We start from the raw sequence: 17887 nt of genomic DNA on the forward strand, positions 1-17887 counted from the left end.
ATACATTTCTTTCCACGTTAATCAAAGTTTTTTAGCAAGATATTAAGTTTTGTTAACAGCTATTTGTTATTAGTTTTTCTCCCCTGCACCCTGCCCCCTTGCGCTCTTCTTCTTCATCTCCCCAGTACCCAATCCCCGTTAAAATTGAATGAGTTTTTTAACCGCCACTTTCACACGGCGCGGATGTGAGATAAGTTAACTTGAAATTTATGGGTAAGCAGCGTGTTCTTTCAGGAGTTCAACCAACTGGTAATTTGCATTTGGGTAACTATCTAGGCGCAATTCGCAACTGGGTAGAAACTCAAGACCAGTATGATAATTTCTTTTGTGTAGTAGATTTACACGCGATTACTGTACCGCATAATCCAGCGTCTTTGGCGGCAGATACTTATACGATCGCAGCACTTTATTTAGCTTGTGGCATTGATTTAAACTACTCTAGTATTTTTGTCCAATCCCACGTTTCCGCACACAGTGAACTTGCTTGGCTGCTGAACTGCATCACACCCCTGAACTGGCTGCAAGACATGATTCAGTTTAAGGAAAAGGCAGTTAAACAAGGAGAAAACGTCAGTACAGGTTTGTTGATTTACCCTGTGCTGATGGCGGCGGATATTTTACTTTATCAAGCCGATAAAGTACCCGTAGGTGAAGACCAAAAGCAACACATTGAACTGACACGAGATATTGTCAACCGATTTAATCACCAATTTGCCAAAGATCAGCCCGTGCTGAAATTGCCAGAACCGTTAATTCGCAAGGAAGGCGCAAGGGTGATGAGTTTGACAGATGGGACACGCAAAATGTCAAAGTCTGACCCGTCAGAGTTAAGCCGGATTAATATTCTAGATTCACCAGATCAAATTGTCAATAAAATTAAGCGGTGCAAAACTGATCCCATCAGGGGTTTAACCTTTGACGACCCAGAAAGGCCAGAGTGTAATAACTTATTAACGTTGTATATGCTGCTATCTGGTAAGACTAAAGAAGCAGTAGCAGCAGAATGCCAAGATATGGGTTGGGGACAATTTAAGCCATTATTGACAGAAACAACAATTAATGCTTTGAAGCCAATCCAAGAAAAATATCAGGCAATCATGGATGATAAAGGTTATCTGGAGTCTGTGTTGCGTGATGGGCGGGAAAAAGCGCAAGCGATCGCTAATCAAACCCTAACAGATGTAAAATCCGCTTTAGGCTACTCCATGCCTTTATAGTGCTTTCGCTTTGAGGTGTGATTCATAATACTCTGTAAGAAACCAGACTATTAATTGTATGCATCACACCCATAGCCCTACTGCTTTGAGTTTATTTCAGAAAGCTGCCCAAGCAGGCGAATTTTTAGTTACTGCCGAGGTAGCCCCCCCGAAAGGGGGAAATCCCACCCACATGATTGAAATGGCGGCGACTCTTAAGGGGAGAGTTCATGCTGTCAACATTACTGATGGTAGCCGCGCTGTCATGCGGATGTCGTCGCTGGTAGCCTCAGCGATTTTATTACAAAAAGGGATTGAGCCGATTTGTCAGATTGCTTGCCGCGATCGTAACCGAATTGCTTTACAAGCAGACCTGATGGGCGCTCATGCCTTGGGTATTCGGAATATTTTAGCGTTGACTGGCGACCCAGTAAAAGCAGGCGATCACCCGGATGCTAAAGGCGTATTTGATTTAGAAGCTGTGCGACTGTTGCAACTAATTCAGAAAATGAATCAAGGTTTTGATTGTAATGAAAAACCTTTGATTGATGGTGCAACAGATTTATTTGTCGGTGCAGCTGTAGACCCACAATGTGGCAGTTGGTCAGGGTTACAAAATCGATTTGAACGCAAAATTGAAGCTGGAGCGCAATTTTTTCAAAGTCAATTAATCACTGATTTTGAAAGGCTAGAAAAGTTCATGGATAAGATAGCTTCTGTGCATAAAAAACCAATTTTGGCAGGAATTTTTCTGTTGAAATCCGCAAAAAATGCTCAATTTATTAATAGGTGCGTTCCGGGTGTAAATATCCCTGAATACATTATTGATAGATTAGCCAAAGCCAAAGACCCACTAGAAGAAGGTGTAAAAATTGCTGCTGAACAAGTACAAATAGCACGGCAATTGTGTGATGGTGTCCACATGATGGCCGTCAAGCGGGAAGATTTGATTCCGCAAATTTTGGATTTGGCGGGAGTGCAGCCTGTTGATTTGGTTGTAGCGAAGTAAATCAAGTTAAGCGATCGCATTTCTTACTTTACTGGAGAGTGCGATCGCTCAGTGTTCAGCTAGAAGCTGAGTATCTCATAAAGACTTTCTAAAATTATTCATTAAGTAATTTTTCGTAGGTAGTGATCGCTTATACTGCTATCAGCAGGTTTTATTTCACCAGCTATCCATAGTTTTAAACCTACACTATGACTCAAAGCCCAGATAATCAACCAGCTTGGTGGGAATCAGTACAAAAGATTTTAGACAACAAATTGGTTGGATGGGGTATACCAGGTATTTTTGTTGCTATTGCTGCTGATCATGCCAAAAATGCTCGATGGCGAGAGTTTGTTATTTTTCTAGGAATCTCTTTTGTTGTTGCGCTGATTATTAGAATTGGGAGTAAGTTACTTCCCTATTTTGATAAATTTCTAGACTGGTTACTGGCTACGCAAATTCCCCAATGGTGGACAGCAATTACAGATAAATTTGGGGCAGAGTATCTCGCTACAATCACAGCAGAATGCCAAGAATATCAGGGACGCGGCTTTAGTGGTGAAGGGTTAGATTTGGAGAATGTATTTGTTCCTTTAGGCTTTAATGGTGAACAGCCTAAATTTAACCCTCAAGATTTGACGGTTGGTGAAGAGCAAGATTCGGATTTTGAACAAACAGAAATTTCTCGAAGTATTGCAACTCAGCAAGAAGCTGAAATTGGCAGTTTATTGAGAGGAATTACAAACAAAAAATCGGCGTGGCGAAAACTGGTAATTTTAGGCGCACCGGGTTCAGGAAAAACCACACTTTTAAGACACATCACCCTTTTATTGGCACTGCGAAAACAATCACAATTGTATCGGGGTTTGCCTCAACTTATTCCTGTTTTGTTGCGGTTGAGAGATGTGGCTCCTATTATTGTGGCAGATACTAATTCTTCTCTGGCGCAAGTAATTGCTAAGGCGAAGAAAGATGAATCATCAAAAACTCAAGATTGGTTTAACAAACAACTAAAAGATGGCAAATGTTTGGTAATGTTAGACGGACTTGATGAAATTGCCGACGATGACCATCGAAAACAGGTAAGCAATTGGGTTTCTCAGCAACTCCAAAGTTATAACCATAAATTACCTTTCATTCTCACGTCGCGGCCACAAGCTTACAATCAAGCACCTCTGCCAAATACCCCGGCTTATTTTGTTAGGTCATTTACAACTGAACAGCGCAATGAATTTGTTTACAAGTGGTATTTTAATCTAGAGAAGCGGCGTAACTCTGGGAAAGTATCAGAAAAACAACTGCGAAGAAATGCTGAATCTAAAAAAGATGAGTTAGTGCGCCAAATTAACGCAGTTCCTTCTCTGCGCTTAATGGCAACAAATCCGTTGTTACTGGCATTAATTATTAATACATATAAGGAGAAAACAAGTCTTTCTCCCACCAGAATCGGACTTTATAAACAAGTTTGTGATGTGCTTCTGCAAGGAAGACAATCTATTTCTGGAACTACGCGATATCCACTCAAGCCAGAACAGAAGCAAGAAGCTTTGCAAGCTCTCGCACTGGAAATGACCAAACGTCAAGTACTTCAGTTTACCCTAGATGAAAAAAATCAAGACAGTAATATTTTTCTTGCCAAAAATTTTCTACAACAAGAATTAGCTCAGATGGTTGAAGCGGAAAAAGAGTTTACACCAGAAGCTTTTATTGAAAAAGATGACCTTGGTGTGCGAGAATTGTTGAGCGATCGCAAACAAGAAAAACTCTATGAATTTACCCATCGCACCTTTCAAGAGTATTTAACAGCGGTTGAACTCACAAAAGCCGAACATGAACCTGATGTATTAGAAGTTTTTGCGGAAGATAAAAAGTACTTGGACTGGTGGAGACAAACTATATTATTCTATGCAGGTCAGGTCAGAATAGATAAACTAATTGATGCGGCATTAAACAAGCCAACTGTAGAAAATCTCACCCTTGCTTACGAGTGTTTGCAAAATAAGCTCAGAGTCAGTCGAGAAAAAGAGCAGGAATTACTCGAAAAAGTAGAACAGGGATTACAGTCAAATGAAGTAGAAGTTTTTAAGTTAGCTGCATCAGTTCAATTAGAAAAACGGCTAAATTATCTCAACGAAGATTGTTTTTTAGGTAGTTCAGAAACCGAAGACCAGCCTGGAGTTACCATAACAGAAGCAGGTAAAAAAATCTGGACAATACAAAAGCTCGATGATACTGATCTCACTGAAGTAGAATATCGGTTGTTTTTATTAGAACAAAACAACAGTGACCCAGACTTAACTCTGAAAATCTACCCAAGTCAGTTAGACTTTGTAAAAAGTAATGCATTTTGTGCTTGGTTGAGTGAAAAAACTAGAGAACGATTTGCTGAAGCAGGAATCTGTTATCAACGGGAAACCTCAACAGATACATTCCGCCTAGTTAGGTTTCGCATACCAGAAAAGTATCATCAACTCGCCTACTACTTAGCAGCAGGTATCTGGAAAGAAGCTGATGAGGAAACATTTAAGGTGATGCTGAAAGTAGCAGGACAGGAAAAGCAAGGGTATTTAGAACTAGAAGACATTAGGAATTTTCCCTGTGAAGACTTGAGAATTATTGATCAACTGTGGGTAAATTACAGCAATGGACACTTTGGGTTTAGTGTTCAGAAAGAAATTTATCTTGGTGTTGGTGGAATCTTGGAAGGCAGTCAAACAAGTTCGTCCTATAAAAAGATTCTTTCCCCACTTCAATGGGTATATGCTCATTTTGGAGGTAGAGTGAGAGATAAAAACGATGAAATAAGCAAAGCTTACAAAGCTTATGAGCGTTTTTGTAATAGCGTTGAGTGGAAAAGGAATGCACCGGCAATAAACCCAACAGATTTTAGATGGATGGAATACTCCGACGTTAAGTATAGTATTGATGCTCCAAAGGGACACTTGCCTACAATTAGTGATAGTACTGAGTTTTCGACAGATTGGACTACAGTGTTGGAGTTTTTTATTTCTCATCAATATCTGTAATATGTAACATATAAAGAAGTCAGAAATTTGTAAACTCTAGCAAAAGTCTCCTTGTCCACGACTTATTTTCGACTTTTAACTTTTGAATCACCCGAAGGGTCAGTATGGCTCAAATCTTAGTTGAAAATTTAGATCCTGTAATTCTAGAAAAACTAGAAAATCTTGCCAAACAGCATGGTAGGTCTTTACAAGAAGAATTAAAACATATCCTCCAACAAGCCGCAGAAACAGTAACGAATTACCACACTGGCGGCGACATGCAACAAGCTAGAGATGCAGTAGCACGCGCTCAGGTAAGATATGCAGAAAAATTTTTCAGTGACAGTGCTGAACTTATCCGTGAGGATAGAGAACGGTGAGTCGATATGTTTTAGATGCCAGCATTGCTATAAAATGGTTCGTGCCGGAAATTTACTCTGATGTCGCTAGACGTTTACTAGCAAGTAATCATACTTTTTTAGTTCCAGATTTTTTCTTCGCAGAAGTAGCAAATGTCTTGTGGAAACGGGTACGTCGCGGTGAAGATACTGCTGAAAATGCAAGGCAAACTTTGGCAGATTTAAGTGCAGTTCCTGTAGAAATTTACTTATCTCAGCCATTGATGCCACTTGCTTTAGATATTGCCCTGCAAAGCGATCGCGCAGTATATGATAGTTTATATCTATCCCTGGCAATTTCGCAAAAATGCGAGATGGTGACGGCAGATGAGAAATTTTACAATGCGCTGCAAAACACTGTTTACGTTAATCATCTTTTGTGGGTGGAAAATATTTAAACTTAGATAAAAAACTACGTAGATATAGGATTGGTGAAATTTAGCCAGAAGTAAATCCACTAAATAGAATCGGGGTCAATACCTAATTCTTGCAGTTTTGCTGCCAAGCGATCGCCGCGTTGTTTTTCCTGTTCGGCGCGTTGTGTCTGTTGATATGCAACTTCTTCTGGTGTAGGAACTAATTCACCTTCAGGCGTAAAAAAGCGTAATTTAGCTTGATCAATTCCTAAATACAACTCTAGCTGCTGACTCCATAACCAACCTTGAGCATTGGGTTCCAATGGTTCATACTTACCACCTACCAAGATAAACCCAACAAATTCTAAACTACTGGGGTCAAACCAAAAGTATTCAGGAGTGCGAAAGGTGTTCTGATAAATTTCTTTTTTTAAGCCTCTGTCTGTTGCGGCTGTAGAATCTGATAGTAGTTCGATAATCACGTTGGGATATTTACCATCTTCTTGCCAAACCACCCAGCTTTTACGAGGTTGGCGTTCTGTTCCCAACACTACAAAAAAATCAGGCCCACGAAAATATTCTGACTTGCGCTGACGAGGGCTGTAGTAAATTGTAATATTACCAGATACATAAAAATCATTGCGGCTGCTCCACCACAACTCCAGACACTGAATCAACAGCGTCATTTGTAGCCGATGTAAGTCACTTTCCAAAGGCGGTTCGTCGCTACATAAATCACCTGGGGGAAATATAACATCTTCTGGAGTTTCTAAATCTTGGGCAACAGACATGACTGCAACTATCTCATTGTTATCAGTTTAGCGTAGCTGTGAAGTGTGATGTCTAATAACAAGCCCTTCTATCCTGTTGTTGCTCAACTAATATCCGTTCAGCTTTTGCTCTAAAGGTATATTAATTCTTATTTGAAAGACTTACAAAGATAGGAGCGCACAAATCTGCGCTCCTACAAGGTTTATTTTGGTTAATTATTTTTTCTCTACCTTACCTGTGACCTAATACTTTTAAAATGTCTTTTAAGAACGATAGGTGTTAGTCCGAGGGCTGCGAACTCCGGCAACAGCTCCTATTAATGAGGCGGCTAAACTTAATAAAGAACCAAGGACAAACCACCATAAAGCTCTTGAGGTTGCAGTAGCAGCTTCACGAGTTTGTTGAGCAGTTATATTAGGTACATTTTGCGGTACTGCCAAACCACCAGGCTGCTGTGCTTGGTTGATAACTTCTCCTGCATTAGAAGCAGCAATTCCAAAAGCACCAGATACGCCACTAGCCAATAGCCAAGAACTTAGCGCCAAAGTAGTAGCCCAAAGAATTGCACCATTTAACAAAGCTGTATTGCGGTTCATAGGGCCACATGCACGACTGGTTACCCATCCACCTATGAACAATGAAAGTAATAAAGCAACGGTTGACCAAATTCCTACATTACCAGCCACATCAGGCGCTATTGTCCTGGGCGCACCTGAATTGGCTACTGTACCTGCGCCGATCGCCGCAAAAAATGCGCTTAAGATTAACTGAGAAGCTAAAGCAATTAATACCCCAGATATTATAGGGCCCCAGCGAACACGGTCATGATAATCAGCGGCTCTACTTACCAATGCAGGATCAGTAGTAATCTCGTCACCTGCGCGATTTACGTATGACATACTTTATTTTCTCCTTGACTATTTTTTTAGTAAAGTTTTTTGCCTATATTCATGTTTATGCTTAAAATTAAATTGCTATTTTCACTTTTTAATATCTATCAATAGAAAGACTTGCTTTATCTATCTAGAGTAAGAATAAATTTCTATTATTTAGCAAATGTCAAATCTAAGTATAAATATCTTTAATTTTTAATAAAAAAATAATAAAAATAATTAGACCTAATTATCAAAGTTACTCATTTTTTTTAATAACGCTAATAGGTAATTTGACAATTATCATTACCTATTAGTAATTTTCAAGATATTATTAAAGAGTTTCTCAGTGTAAGATGAACAAACTAACGCATTCTTACTGCTGTACCTGTAGCAGTAATCAGCATGAGAACTCCAGACTGGTCAACATTGATTGTACCCGTATCAATTTCAATACCAATGACGGCGTTGGCTCCTAAACGCTGTGCGCGTTGCTCTAATTCTGCTAATGCTTTTCTTTGTCCTTCTTCAAATAAACGTTCGTAGCTACCAGTCCGTCCACCAATAACATCTCGAATGCTGGCGAAAAAATCTCGTAAGAAATTGCTACCATAAACAACTTCCGCAGTTACAATACCTAAATATGAATCAATAACTGCACCTTGAATTACATCGGTTGTAGTTAAAATCATAGACTAATCTCACAGGTAAGCAGGTCACAAAATATTGTAAGCCTGAGATTGTGATTATTGAGGTAACTGTCTACTCAAAACCAAAATTGTCCTTAAAACAAATATAAAAATTTATACCAAAACTTAATATTGTTAACATTAGGAGAACAAGACAAGATTGATCAGCCGCAATGATAGTCGTTAACAAAAAAAGACTTAAGTATGCTATGAACAGTATTGACGTTGAGATGTGGAGTATACTGAATATTTAATACTTGCAGAGCTATGTTTCAGTAAAAACTCTAGCTATTTCGGGGAATCTACAGCTTTTGGGTTTACCAATTATTAATATTTTGTAAAACAGGATAAATACAGTTTTCAAAAATCCATATTTTTGTTTTAATGTACAAGAAAAAAGTTCGCTAGAAGTTCAGGAAATTTACTGTGTACAAGCGCATATCAGTTATAGTTAGTGTTTTGTTATTAGGATGTAGTGCTGCTGCTATTCCTTCGACAGTTCAGGCTCAGGTAGTAGTAGCACAAGCGAAAAATCCAGAGTTAAAGGAACTGTTTGAAGAAGGTCGCAGACAAGTTGATGCTGGTGATTATGCTGGAGCGATCGCTACATATCAAAGAGCCGCTACCCTTGATCCGAAGAATGCCAAAGTCTATTCTGGGATGGGTTACTTGTACGCCCAACAAGGAAATTTCCAAGCTGCACTAGTGGCTTATCGTCGGGCTTTGGGTCTCGACCCTGACAATAGTGATTTCTTTTATGCTGTAGGTTACATCAAAGGTAATCTAGGTGACACTAAAGGATCTAGAGATGCTTACCGTCGTGCCATTCAATTGAACCGTAGTAACATAAATGCCTATCTGGGATTAGGAGTCACCCAAGCTCGTTTGGGAGATTATGAAGCAGCTAATTGGGCATACGAGCAAGCTATTAATCTAGATCGGAACAATCCGCAGATATATGAGTTTATGGCTGCAATGTTTAAACAACGTCGCCAGACAAAGCAAGCAAATAGCTTACTGCAAAAAGCTCGTAGTTTATACCAACGGCAAAATAACGCCGATGGAGTTGACAGAGTAGAAGCAATGCTGCGGGAGTTAGGAGGTTGAAATCAATCTAACTGTCGTCCAGTTAGTTCCACAAAAATATCTTCCAAATTAGAGGGACGCACCATCATTCCGGTTTTATCAGGCTGTTGATTGAGATAATTGTTTGCTTCTTCTAAAGAAGGGAAAAATAAATATTCCCAGCGTCGGGCGCTGTCATTCCCCGCTGCGGTGATACCTAGTTGTTTCATTACCAAACCTTCACCGTGAGCAGAACGCAACTGTTGAAGCGTTCCTAAAGATATAAGTTTGCCACTATCCATAATACCGATGCGTCCTGGCTGAGCAGTTTCAAAAGCTCCACATAAATACTCGACTTCATCCATATAATGAGTTGTCAGTAACATTGTCATCCCTTGCTTGTTCAGATCCCGAATAATCTCCCACAATCGCCTGCGAGTTTGGGGGTCTAATCCCACAGTTGGTTCATCCAAAAATAAAATTTGTGGTCGGTGTAGCAAAGCCCTAGCTATTTGTAACCGTCGTTTCATTCCTCCAGACAGAGTTTTTACCAAATCATCTTTTCTGTCTGCTAGTTCCACATACTCTAGCCACTGATTAATCAGTCGTTGTCGTTGTGGGTTGGCTATATGATGTAGCCGCCCATGCAGTTCCATATTTTCCCAGACGCTTAAATCGCCATCTATACTAGTTTGCTGTAATACAACACCAATATTCTGTTTTGCTTGTATTGGTTGTCTGACAACATCATAGCCAGCCACTTGTATGTGTCCTTGAGATGGCTTTGTTAGTGTAGTTAACATCCGGATTGTGGTTGATTTGCCAGCACCATTAGGGCCAAGTAGAGCAAAGATTTCTCCAGGTGCGATCGCAAATGATAAATCGTTAACTACAGGAACGTTGTTGTAAAACTTGAATACATTTTCTAACAGAACAGCAGCAGTCATGGATAATTTACTTATATCGGTTTATCACATAGAGTATCATTCGTTGAGCATACTCCTAAACTTCCTCATATCCCTAATAGCAGTCTCTTCAAATGCTTGACTGAAATTTTTTACAGTTTGAAATCCTTGCTGTGCTGTTGCAGGTAAATTAGTAATTGCATGAATACTTGCGGTAGTAATCTCTACAGTATTACTTTTAATTCCATCAACTACCTCTTCTATCCCATTGGCTGTATTAGTTGCCGCTTCTTGAACTTTACCTCTGGCTGTATCTGCCAACTTTCGTACTTGGTTGATGAAATCCATGTTTTGGTCAATTGTTGCTTTTACGATTTAGTATTTAATCCCGCTTCTCGCTGCAAACTTAAGAACCACATCAACATTAATGATGAATTGCCAGAGAAATGTTTCAGCAGATAGCTAGGAATTTATAGCTTTAGCCTGTGGTAGTGCGAACACTGAACTATGAAGTTAGTTTAGCTGTTTTCTTAGCTATTTAAGTTAGTTTTTCATGAAAACAGCAATCACCATTATATGAGCCAGCTTATAGCCGTAAGCATCTAGCTATGCCCTTCAATTTGCATTTGATGCTTCTTCTATATTTAAGGAGCGAATTAACTCTCGAATTACATCAGTTGCTGGTCTTCCTGTTGTTGAACAGTATTTTTCTAACCTTTCTGCTTCACCGGATGTGAGGTTAATTGTTAATCTTTTAACAGCCCATTTTTTATTCATGATTAAAAAAGTCTATGCTTTAAACTACTTTTCTACTATCAATCAGTTAGCTTATTATTACAATGATAGGAATCAGGAGATTACATTCAAGAAGCTATAAAGAAAATCCTATAATTTTTAAAAGCGTGGTGAAGTGTTTAAGTAACTTTTAAATTATGAAATTCAGGTGATTTAAAGCAAGTTACTGTGAATAACGTATAAACTAAAACCAATTATTTACTTGAAAATTTGGTATAACTACAGAAGAAACGACACTTTTTTCAGTGATGATGTCCTCCTCAATAGCTTTAGTTGTTATATTTGAACTTTCCAAGATGTAAACAGTCAAATGAAGTGTTGTGAATAGCGATCGCGTGCTTGCAGACTGGATATTTTCCTGATCTCATCTATTTTTTTGTTCGAGCATTCACCAGAAAGGAGAGCTGGGGAAGAATTGCCCTCCGCAGGAGGTTGGAACATCTGTACCGCTATAACAAATACAATGAGTGTGCCAAGATTGCACAAGGCACACGTATATTGAAGGAGATATTCAGAGCTAAGAGTTTATCCTGGAAACTTCTTCAATAAATCATCGCCAGGAATCACTGTTGTATAGAATACATAGTCATTGTTGGCTACATAGCGACGGTCTTGTTTAATAATTGACATAAATTCACGGTGTCCTTGGCGCATCCGGCCTACAAGACAACCAGCACTAGCATTTTTAATATCATTACTGGGTGCATCATAACCCCAGTGTTGATTCACGGCGAACAGACCAGTATCTAGTTTATCGCCAGTGCGTTGAAAATCTTTATTAAAATCACGACAAACAGTAATTGGTGCAACTTGTACTAATGCTTCGTGACGTTCTGCATTGCCGTGCATACCAACAGCCCAGGCTTTGTATTGTCCAAACTTAATTCTGGCAGCACCTCCGGGATTTAACGGATTTAGTGTGTAATATCTGCCTGGTTCGGTGGTAGCTTGCCAATGATCGACAATTTTAGGAATACCATCTACTACTTCAATCACAATGCGGCGATCATTAAACTGATTGGGTGCATCACTATTCAGATTCCAGTCACCATCTATACCTTCAACATAAACAATGTTGTATTCTTTAGGGCCAGTAAACACCTGATAATTTTGTGCCAGCATATATTTAAAAATTCTGCTGGCAATGTCATTACCTAATTTTAATGGTGGTTTAGGTAGTTCATCTGGTTTAGTTTCAATTAATTCTTTGGCTGTAACTGCACCTACATAATCTGGCTCATCAATTTTCTGTAATTCTTGAAATTTTTTGAGCGCACCAGCAGTAACAGGGCCAAATTTAGCATCAGCTGGTGGTTCTAATAAACCTAAGCCAATTAATAATATCTGAATTTGGCGAGTCAATTCTTCATCTTTTGCGATCGCCTCAAATCCCCACTTTTCTTCTTTACCTAAGAAATCTTGTAATTTCATATGCACCTATCTTCGCTTAGTTAGAACTAGGTATAAACATCATTTCCATAATGGTGAATGATGTTTGAAACTATACTCGCGGCTAAAAATTTCGACCGCGATTTTTAGTATTACTTTACGATTCAAGGCGACTTCTGTAGTTTACGCAAAAATGATTCTGTATTTTATGAAAAATACAGAATTCAGCAGTTCTTTAACTAGGTATTGCTTCCGTAATATCTGAGGATAAATTGTAAAAACTATAGCAAAGCCTACCTTAACTAGATTCACTACTTTAGGTAGGGGTAGGGATGGATCTTGCTTGATAAGCGTTTTTGATTGCTACCCAGCTACTAGCAATTGGCATTCGCCACCCGGTACCAAAGGCGCGGTCAGTAATTTTCAATCCGGGGGGTGCTTGCCGCCGTTTAAATTCAGCACGGGCAACCATTTGAATTACTCTGTCTACAATCATCGGGTCGTGACCTGCTGCAACTATCTGTGCTGCTGATTCATGGTCATGAATGAAGCGTTGCAAGATGTCGTCTAAAACTTCGTAGGGTGGGAGAGAATCTTGGTCAACTTGGCCGGGTTTGAGTTCGGCACTGGGTGCTTTGGTTAGTATATTTTGGGGAATTACTTCACTTGTGAGTGCTGAGGGATAAGAGTTTAACCAGTGGCAAATTTTATAAACGCGGGTTTTGGGAACATCGGCTATGACTGCTAACCCGCCGTTCATGTCGCCGTAGAGGGTACAGTAACCAACAGCCATTTCTGACTTGTTGCCAGTGGATAATAATAGATAACCAAATTTGTTAGCGATCGCCATTAATAAGTTACCGCGAATCCGCGATTGAATATTCTCTTCGGCGATGCCAAATTCTGTGCCAGCAAACAAATTAGCTAGACTGTGATCAAAGCCTTGCATGAGTTCGCCTATCGGTAAGATAGTGGTTTCAATCCCTAAGTTTTTGCCTAATGCTAAAGCATCACTGACAGAATGTTCGGAACTGTAAGGGGAAGGCATGAGGACACCGAGGACATTTTCTTTACCAAGGGCAGCTGTAGCAATCGCTGCTACTAATGCCGAATCTATACCACCGCTTAAACCTAATACTACTTTAGAAAAACGGCATTTAAGTGCATAATCTTTCACACCCAAGACTAAAGCTTGCCAAATTTCCTCTTCTTCTGATTCACAAGCAGGCATTAAAGAACTTAACTGCAAATCTCGTTCTTTTTCGTTAAATTCGACATTTACCAAGTCAGTAGCAAAACCACGGGCGCGGCACATAATTTCGCCTTGACCATTCAAGGCAAAACTATAGCCATCGAATATCAAATCATCATTACCGCCTACTTGGTTGACATAAATCATTGGTTGTTGAAAACGCACGGCACTATGCTTAAGCATAGATTCTCGAAACTGTGGTTTGCCGACGCTGTAGGGTGAAGCCGATAAATTAACAATTAAATCTACGCCTAAAATTGCTAAGTCTGCAATCGGATTGACGGCATAACTACGTTTGCCCCAAAATTCTTCGTCGTTCCATAAATCTTCGCAAATAGTTACACCAATATCGATATTATCTAAGCTGAAATAATTAGCTTGCAAACCTGGTTCAAAATAACGATCTTCGTCAAATACATCATACGTTGGCAAAAGCCGCTTGTAAAAAATTTGCTTGACTTTGCCTTCTTCCAATAAAGCAATACTATTAAATAAACTTTTACCGCCAGTGAGATGAGATTTAGTATTTGGTTCAACCGTTCCTACTAACACAGCCAATTTAGGAGGTAAATCTTGGGCTAATTGTTGTAATGTTATGCCCATAGCAGAGACAAAACTGGGATTTAGTAATAAATCCCTTGGCGGATAACCACACAAAGAAAGTTCTGGGGTTAATAATAAACGTGCGCCTGCTTTTACTGCCTGTTGTGCTGCTAGGAGAATGTTTTGGGCATTTCCTGGGATGTCACCAATTGTAGGATTAAGTTGAGCGATCGCTATTTTCATATGAAGTATGAAGTATGAAATGTGAAGTGTGAAGTGTAAAGTATGAAGTATGAAGTATGAAGTGTAAATTTTATGCTTTAGTTTTTCATATTCAGCTTTTGGACTTTCATCCTACAAACTTTTTTCAGACTTCAGACTTCACACTTTATATAAACACCAAAGGTTTATCTTTAAATGGTGCAAACGCCTCAGCGTTGAATTTATATAAACTAGCTGGACGGCCAGCACCGCGTGATACCTTTATTCCGGTATCGCACAAAAAACCTAATTTGAGTAGACGCGCCCGAAAATTAGAATAATCGGAAAAGTTTTCCCCCAAAACTGTTGTGTATAACTGATACAAATCGTTTAAAGTAAACATTTCTGGTAAAACTTCAAACGCAACTGGGCTGTACTCTAATTTGTTTCGCAGTCGTCTGTGACCATAAGCCAAAACTTCATTATGGTCGAAGGCTAATTGTGGCACTTGCTTTACGGGATACCAAGCAATTCCAGATACTTTATCAGCAATTAATTCTGCTTCTTCAAATCTGACGAGGGCAAAATAACTAACCGATAAATAACGCACGCCATAACTGCTAGTTTCTTCTCTTGGATCGCGATTTGGCCCGCCAAAGGTATACAACTGTTCTAAATAAAGATTGTTGACTCTGATTTTCTCAGCCATAATGCGATAGGCTGCATCTTCTAGAGATTCGCCTTGACGCACTAATGTACCAGGAAGACTCCAATAATTGAGAAATGGTTCTTGCTGTCGCATGACTAAGAGAACCAACAGTCGATTTTGGGCAGTATCTACAGAAAAAATTACATTATCAACACCTACTTTAAAATCAGCCAAAGGTTGTTGATTTAGCGGAGTTGGAATCTTTTTGTGGTTGCGTCCTGGCATTTGTACAAATGCTGTTGATGAATATAGGCAACAATCGGAGCTATGAGGGCTTCAGTATCTCCATGTTCACGATAAGCTGTTGAGGATACATCTAAACCTGTGAGGGTAGCGATCGCAATTTTTCCTCCTAGTTGTTCGATAGTTTCTAAGCTAGACTCTTCTATGGCATATCCTGGTCTTGGCACAATCAAGAGTTGCACTTGTTGTAATAAATCTTCAATTTTATACCAGCGTGGTAGTTGATTGATCAAATCTGAACCAATTACTAAAGTGTATTCTGCATTTTCGCCCCAATGCTGTTTTGCTTTTTCCACTGTTTCCAGCGTCCGCCAGCTACTCAAATCCTGCGAAACTGCAACGTTATGTCCTGGTGTATCCATATCCGCAATCAACAGTCGCAACATCGCCGCCCGGTGTTCTAGTGGCGTTTGATGAGACTTAAACGGATTATCCGCCGCCCAAACAGCCACCCAATCATAATGTTCAGACAACCATCTTAAAATCTCTTGATGCCCAGCAGTTGGTGGATCAGCACTTGTACCAAATAAAGCAATTCTCATCATAATTATTTTGCGTTTTTTGCGATTTGCTTTCTAGTCTCCTCAGTCAACTCCTGCAAGCCAGCAGAAATCTCCACCTGTAAAGCAACAGGATTTGTCAACCGTCGTGTCTCCTCTGGTAAGCTTGCTACTGTTGCCGCAGTTTGTTGGCGAATTGTTGCCAAGGTTTCTGGCAATTGCATTCGTTTGCCTTCCTTCACTACCAATTGCAGTAAAGGAGTTTCTGATAGCGGCGTTTCTGTAATTAACCCCAACCTATCAGCTTTTGCCTTGCCTTCTGCAAACGACCGAAAAATCTGCTTACGTCCTGGATAAGTCACCTTACCGCTAGACTGTTTCATCACTGGGATGCCATCGATTTCCACGAGTTTATAAACTCCGTTGACAGGTGTACCTGTCACGAGTCGTGTTCCCACCCCATAGGTATCAATTACTGCACCAGCCGCTTTAAGTCTGGCAATTTCCCACTCATCCAAGTCGCCACTGGCTACAATTGGCACATTTGGTAAAAGCGATCGCACTTGTTTGGACAAACTCACCAAATCCCCTGAGTCCAGCCTAACTCCCGATAATTCCATTTCTCCTGCATTGACTTTTGCCGCTAAATGTTCGGCTGCCGCGATGGTATCGTAAGTGTCAATTAATAATGACGCACCGGGAAAATAGCGATGAAAAGCCGTAAAAGCTTCGGCTTCACTGCCTTCCATCGCAGACAACGCCATGACTAATGCGTGAGCCATCGTACCACTTGGTTTTTGACCTAGTTGTAGTGCTGCTAACACATTGGAGGTAGCATCTAATCCGCCTGCCAAAGCTGCCCGTGCTGCCCACAAAGCACCTTGGGGACTGAATGCCCGCCGCGCACCAAACTCTAGAAGTTTTGCTTCTTCCCCAGCAACATCACGCAGACGCGCGGCTCTGGTGGCAATTAAAGTTTGATAATTGAGTGTATTTAAGAGGTAAGTTTCTACTAGTTGGGCTTGCCATAAAGGTGCTTCAATGCGCAACAATGGCTCATTAGCAAATACCGCTGTGCCTTCGGGTACTGCCCAGACATCACCAGTAAACTTACCCTCAGCAAGCAATGACCAAAAGCGATCGCTTGCATGAGCAAAAATTCCTGTCGCCTGTAAAGCGGCAATCTGAGAATGATTAAAACTTAACTTTTCTAAATATGCCAGAGCTTGCTCTAAACCCATTGCAATTAAATAGCCAAAATTTTCTGGCGATCGCCTCACAAATAACTCAAAACTAGCCCGTTTTTCTTCTAATCCTTCACCTATATAACAAGCTGCCATTGTCAGCTGATAAAGGTCAGTAAGCAAGCTGTAATCAGCCGCAGAGAGTGTCAGGTCTTGGCACTGGTAACTGTCCAAGTCTGGGATAGTTGTCATGTAAGAGCGTCCTTACAAGAATGCTGCTTTTTATTATGGTAGTTTTTACCATAAATAATGTCAACCACTCAACAAATTTCAGGTGTCTACTTCACTAAAACAACATAAATCCATTACTTTAATTATTGTTTATGCAAATATTTAATCTTTTTTAATAGTTTTATTTATTAATAACCAAATACTAAAAACACCAATGTCTGTGAAATAAACAGGTTGAATGAAGAGTTTTGTTATAATTGAAATTGAAGAGAAACTTTAAACTTTTTGGACAACCTAAAGTATTGCAAAGCAATCTGAAAAAGTATTGCATAAATTCTCAATATATTGAGAGTCTGAGCGATACGAGAATATGGAATTAAAGTAGAAAAATAACTATAAAACTGACTCAAAAATAAGGAGTCTTAGAGTATGGCTATTTCCAATATCATTGCTAGGATAACCGAGTATATCTCTGAAGCCGCAATGCGAATTTTTGGCCCTACTGATGATCAATATCCTAATATTGGGGTGCAACCTTTTACAGGTGAACCTTATAAAAAAGGTACAGCAGATAGTTGGTAGATCATGGCAGATT

18 protein-coding genes are annotated in these 17887 nt (G+C 39.7%); 7 read left to right on the forward strand and 11 right to left on the reverse strand.

All coding sequences use genetic code 11. The features are described from left to right. Positions 1 to 209 precede the first annotated feature (209 nt). The 5 genes from trpS to ACMX3D_RS22305 all read left to right on the forward strand — a co-directional run bounded on the left by trpS (position 210) and on the right by ACMX3D_RS22305 (position 5985). On the forward strand, positions 210 to 1217 hold the full coding sequence (trpS, locus tag ACMX3D_RS22285) for a tryptophan--tRNA ligase (protein ID WP_482747999.1): 1008 nt from the start codon (positions 210 to 212) through the stop codon (positions 1215 to 1217). A 58-nt stretch (positions 1218 to 1275) separates the two neighbouring features. After that, entirely contained in the window at positions 1276 to 2205 is a 930-nt protein-coding gene (locus ACMX3D_RS22290; RefSeq protein ID WP_482748000.1) for a methylenetetrahydrofolate reductase, read from the forward strand. Between the two features lie 188 nt (positions 2206 to 2393). Next, positions 2394 to 5210 (forward strand): GUN4 domain-containing protein, encoded by a 2817-nt coding sequence (locus ACMX3D_RS22295; RefSeq protein ID WP_482748001.1) that lies wholly within the window; start codon positions 2394 to 2396, stop codon positions 5208 to 5210. A gap of 104 nt (positions 5211 to 5314) precedes the next feature. Next, positions 5315 to 5569 carry a FitA-like ribbon-helix-helix domain-containing protein gene (locus ACMX3D_RS22300; protein WP_482748002.1) on the forward strand — a complete coding sequence of 85 codons (255 nt, stop codon included), beginning with the start codon at positions 5315 to 5317 and terminating at the stop codon, positions 5567 to 5569. Next, positions 5566 to 5985, forward strand: coding sequence for a type II toxin-antitoxin system VapC family toxin (locus ACMX3D_RS22305; protein ID WP_482748003.1), 420 nt, complete (start codon positions 5566 to 5568; stop codon positions 5983 to 5985). The genes ACMX3D_RS22300 and ACMX3D_RS22305 overlap by 4 nt, the downstream gene beginning before the upstream one ends. A gap of 59 nt (positions 5986 to 6044) precedes the next feature. Here ACMX3D_RS22305 and ACMX3D_RS22310 read toward each other — a convergent pair whose 3' ends face one another. From ACMX3D_RS22310 to ACMX3D_RS22320, 3 genes are all read right to left on the reverse strand, one after another. Further along, positions 6045 to 6734: a Uma2 family endonuclease gene (locus tag ACMX3D_RS22310; RefSeq protein WP_482748004.1), complete on the reverse strand. Its 690-nt coding sequence runs from the start codon at positions 6732 to 6734 to the stop codon at positions 6045 to 6047. A 243-nt stretch (positions 6735 to 6977) separates the two neighbouring features. Continuing rightward, complete coding sequence (locus ACMX3D_RS22315) at positions 6978 to 7613, reverse strand: hypothetical protein (protein WP_482748005.1); 636 nt, start codon at positions 7611 to 7613, stop codon at positions 6978 to 6980. Between the two features lie 338 nt (positions 7614 to 7951). Beyond that, positions 7952 to 8278, reverse strand: coding sequence for a YbjQ family protein (locus tag ACMX3D_RS22320; protein WP_190710576.1), 327 nt, complete (start codon positions 8276 to 8278; stop codon positions 7952 to 7954). Between the two features lie 423 nt (positions 8279 to 8701). Between ACMX3D_RS22320 and ACMX3D_RS22325 the strand changes: the two genes are divergently transcribed. Next, complete coding sequence (locus tag ACMX3D_RS22325) at positions 8702 to 9382, forward strand: tetratricopeptide repeat protein (protein ID WP_482748006.1); 681 nt, start codon at positions 8702 to 8704, stop codon at positions 9380 to 9382. A gap of 2 nt (positions 9383 to 9384) precedes the next feature. Here the strand turns inward: ACMX3D_RS22325 and ACMX3D_RS22330 are convergent, their stop codons facing one another. From ACMX3D_RS22330 to ACMX3D_RS22365, 8 genes are all read right to left on the reverse strand, one after another. Beyond that, the gene (locus ACMX3D_RS22330; RefSeq protein WP_482748007.1) at positions 9385 to 10287 is read right to left on the reverse strand and encodes an ABC transporter ATP-binding protein; all 903 of its coding nucleotides are present in this window, start codon (positions 10285 to 10287) and stop codon (positions 9385 to 9387) included. A 36-nt stretch (positions 10288 to 10323) separates the two neighbouring features. Further along, positions 10324 to 10593 carry a hypothetical protein gene (locus ACMX3D_RS22335; protein WP_482748008.1) on the reverse strand — a complete coding sequence of 90 codons (270 nt, stop codon included), beginning with the start codon at positions 10591 to 10593 and terminating at the stop codon, positions 10324 to 10326. A gap of 267 nt (positions 10594 to 10860) precedes the next feature. Then, the gene (locus ACMX3D_RS22340; RefSeq protein WP_482748009.1) at positions 10861 to 11022 is read right to left on the reverse strand and encodes a CopG family transcriptional regulator; all 162 of its coding nucleotides are present in this window, start codon (positions 11020 to 11022) and stop codon (positions 10861 to 10863) included. Between the two features lie 543 nt (positions 11023 to 11565). Continuing rightward, complete coding sequence (locus ACMX3D_RS22345; protein WP_482748010.1) at positions 11566 to 12471, reverse strand: peptidoglycan-binding protein; 906 nt, start codon at positions 12469 to 12471, stop codon at positions 11566 to 11568. 274 nt (positions 12472 to 12745) lie between these two features. Then, positions 12746 to 14467 (reverse strand): NAD+ synthase, encoded by a 1722-nt coding sequence (locus ACMX3D_RS22350; protein WP_482748011.1) that lies wholly within the window; start codon positions 14465 to 14467, stop codon positions 12746 to 12748. A gap of 145 nt (positions 14468 to 14612) precedes the next feature. Continuing rightward, on the reverse strand, positions 14613 to 15359 hold the full coding sequence (locus ACMX3D_RS22355; RefSeq protein ID WP_482748012.1) for an NUDIX hydrolase: 747 nt from the start codon (positions 15357 to 15359) through the stop codon (positions 14613 to 14615). Then, entirely contained in the window at positions 15320 to 15919 is a 600-nt protein-coding gene (locus ACMX3D_RS22360) for a nicotinate-nucleotide adenylyltransferase (protein ID WP_482752402.1), read from the reverse strand. The genes ACMX3D_RS22355 and ACMX3D_RS22360 overlap by 40 nt, the downstream gene beginning before the upstream one ends. A gap of 5 nt (positions 15920 to 15924) precedes the next feature. Next, a complete protein-coding gene (locus ACMX3D_RS22365; protein WP_482748013.1) occupies positions 15925 to 17313 on the reverse strand; it encodes a nicotinate phosphoribosyltransferase in 1389 nt (462 codons plus the stop codon). A gap of 408 nt (positions 17314 to 17721) precedes the next feature. On the opposite strand from ACMX3D_RS22365, the gene ACMX3D_RS22370 reads away from it, so the two are divergent. Then, a complete protein-coding gene (locus tag ACMX3D_RS22370; protein WP_229544268.1) occupies positions 17722 to 17874 on the forward strand; it encodes a hypothetical protein in 153 nt (50 codons plus the stop codon). The last annotated feature ends 13 nt before the right edge of the window (positions 17875 to 17887 follow it).

This window comes from Anabaena sp. TISTR 8404 (assembly GCF_056847745.1).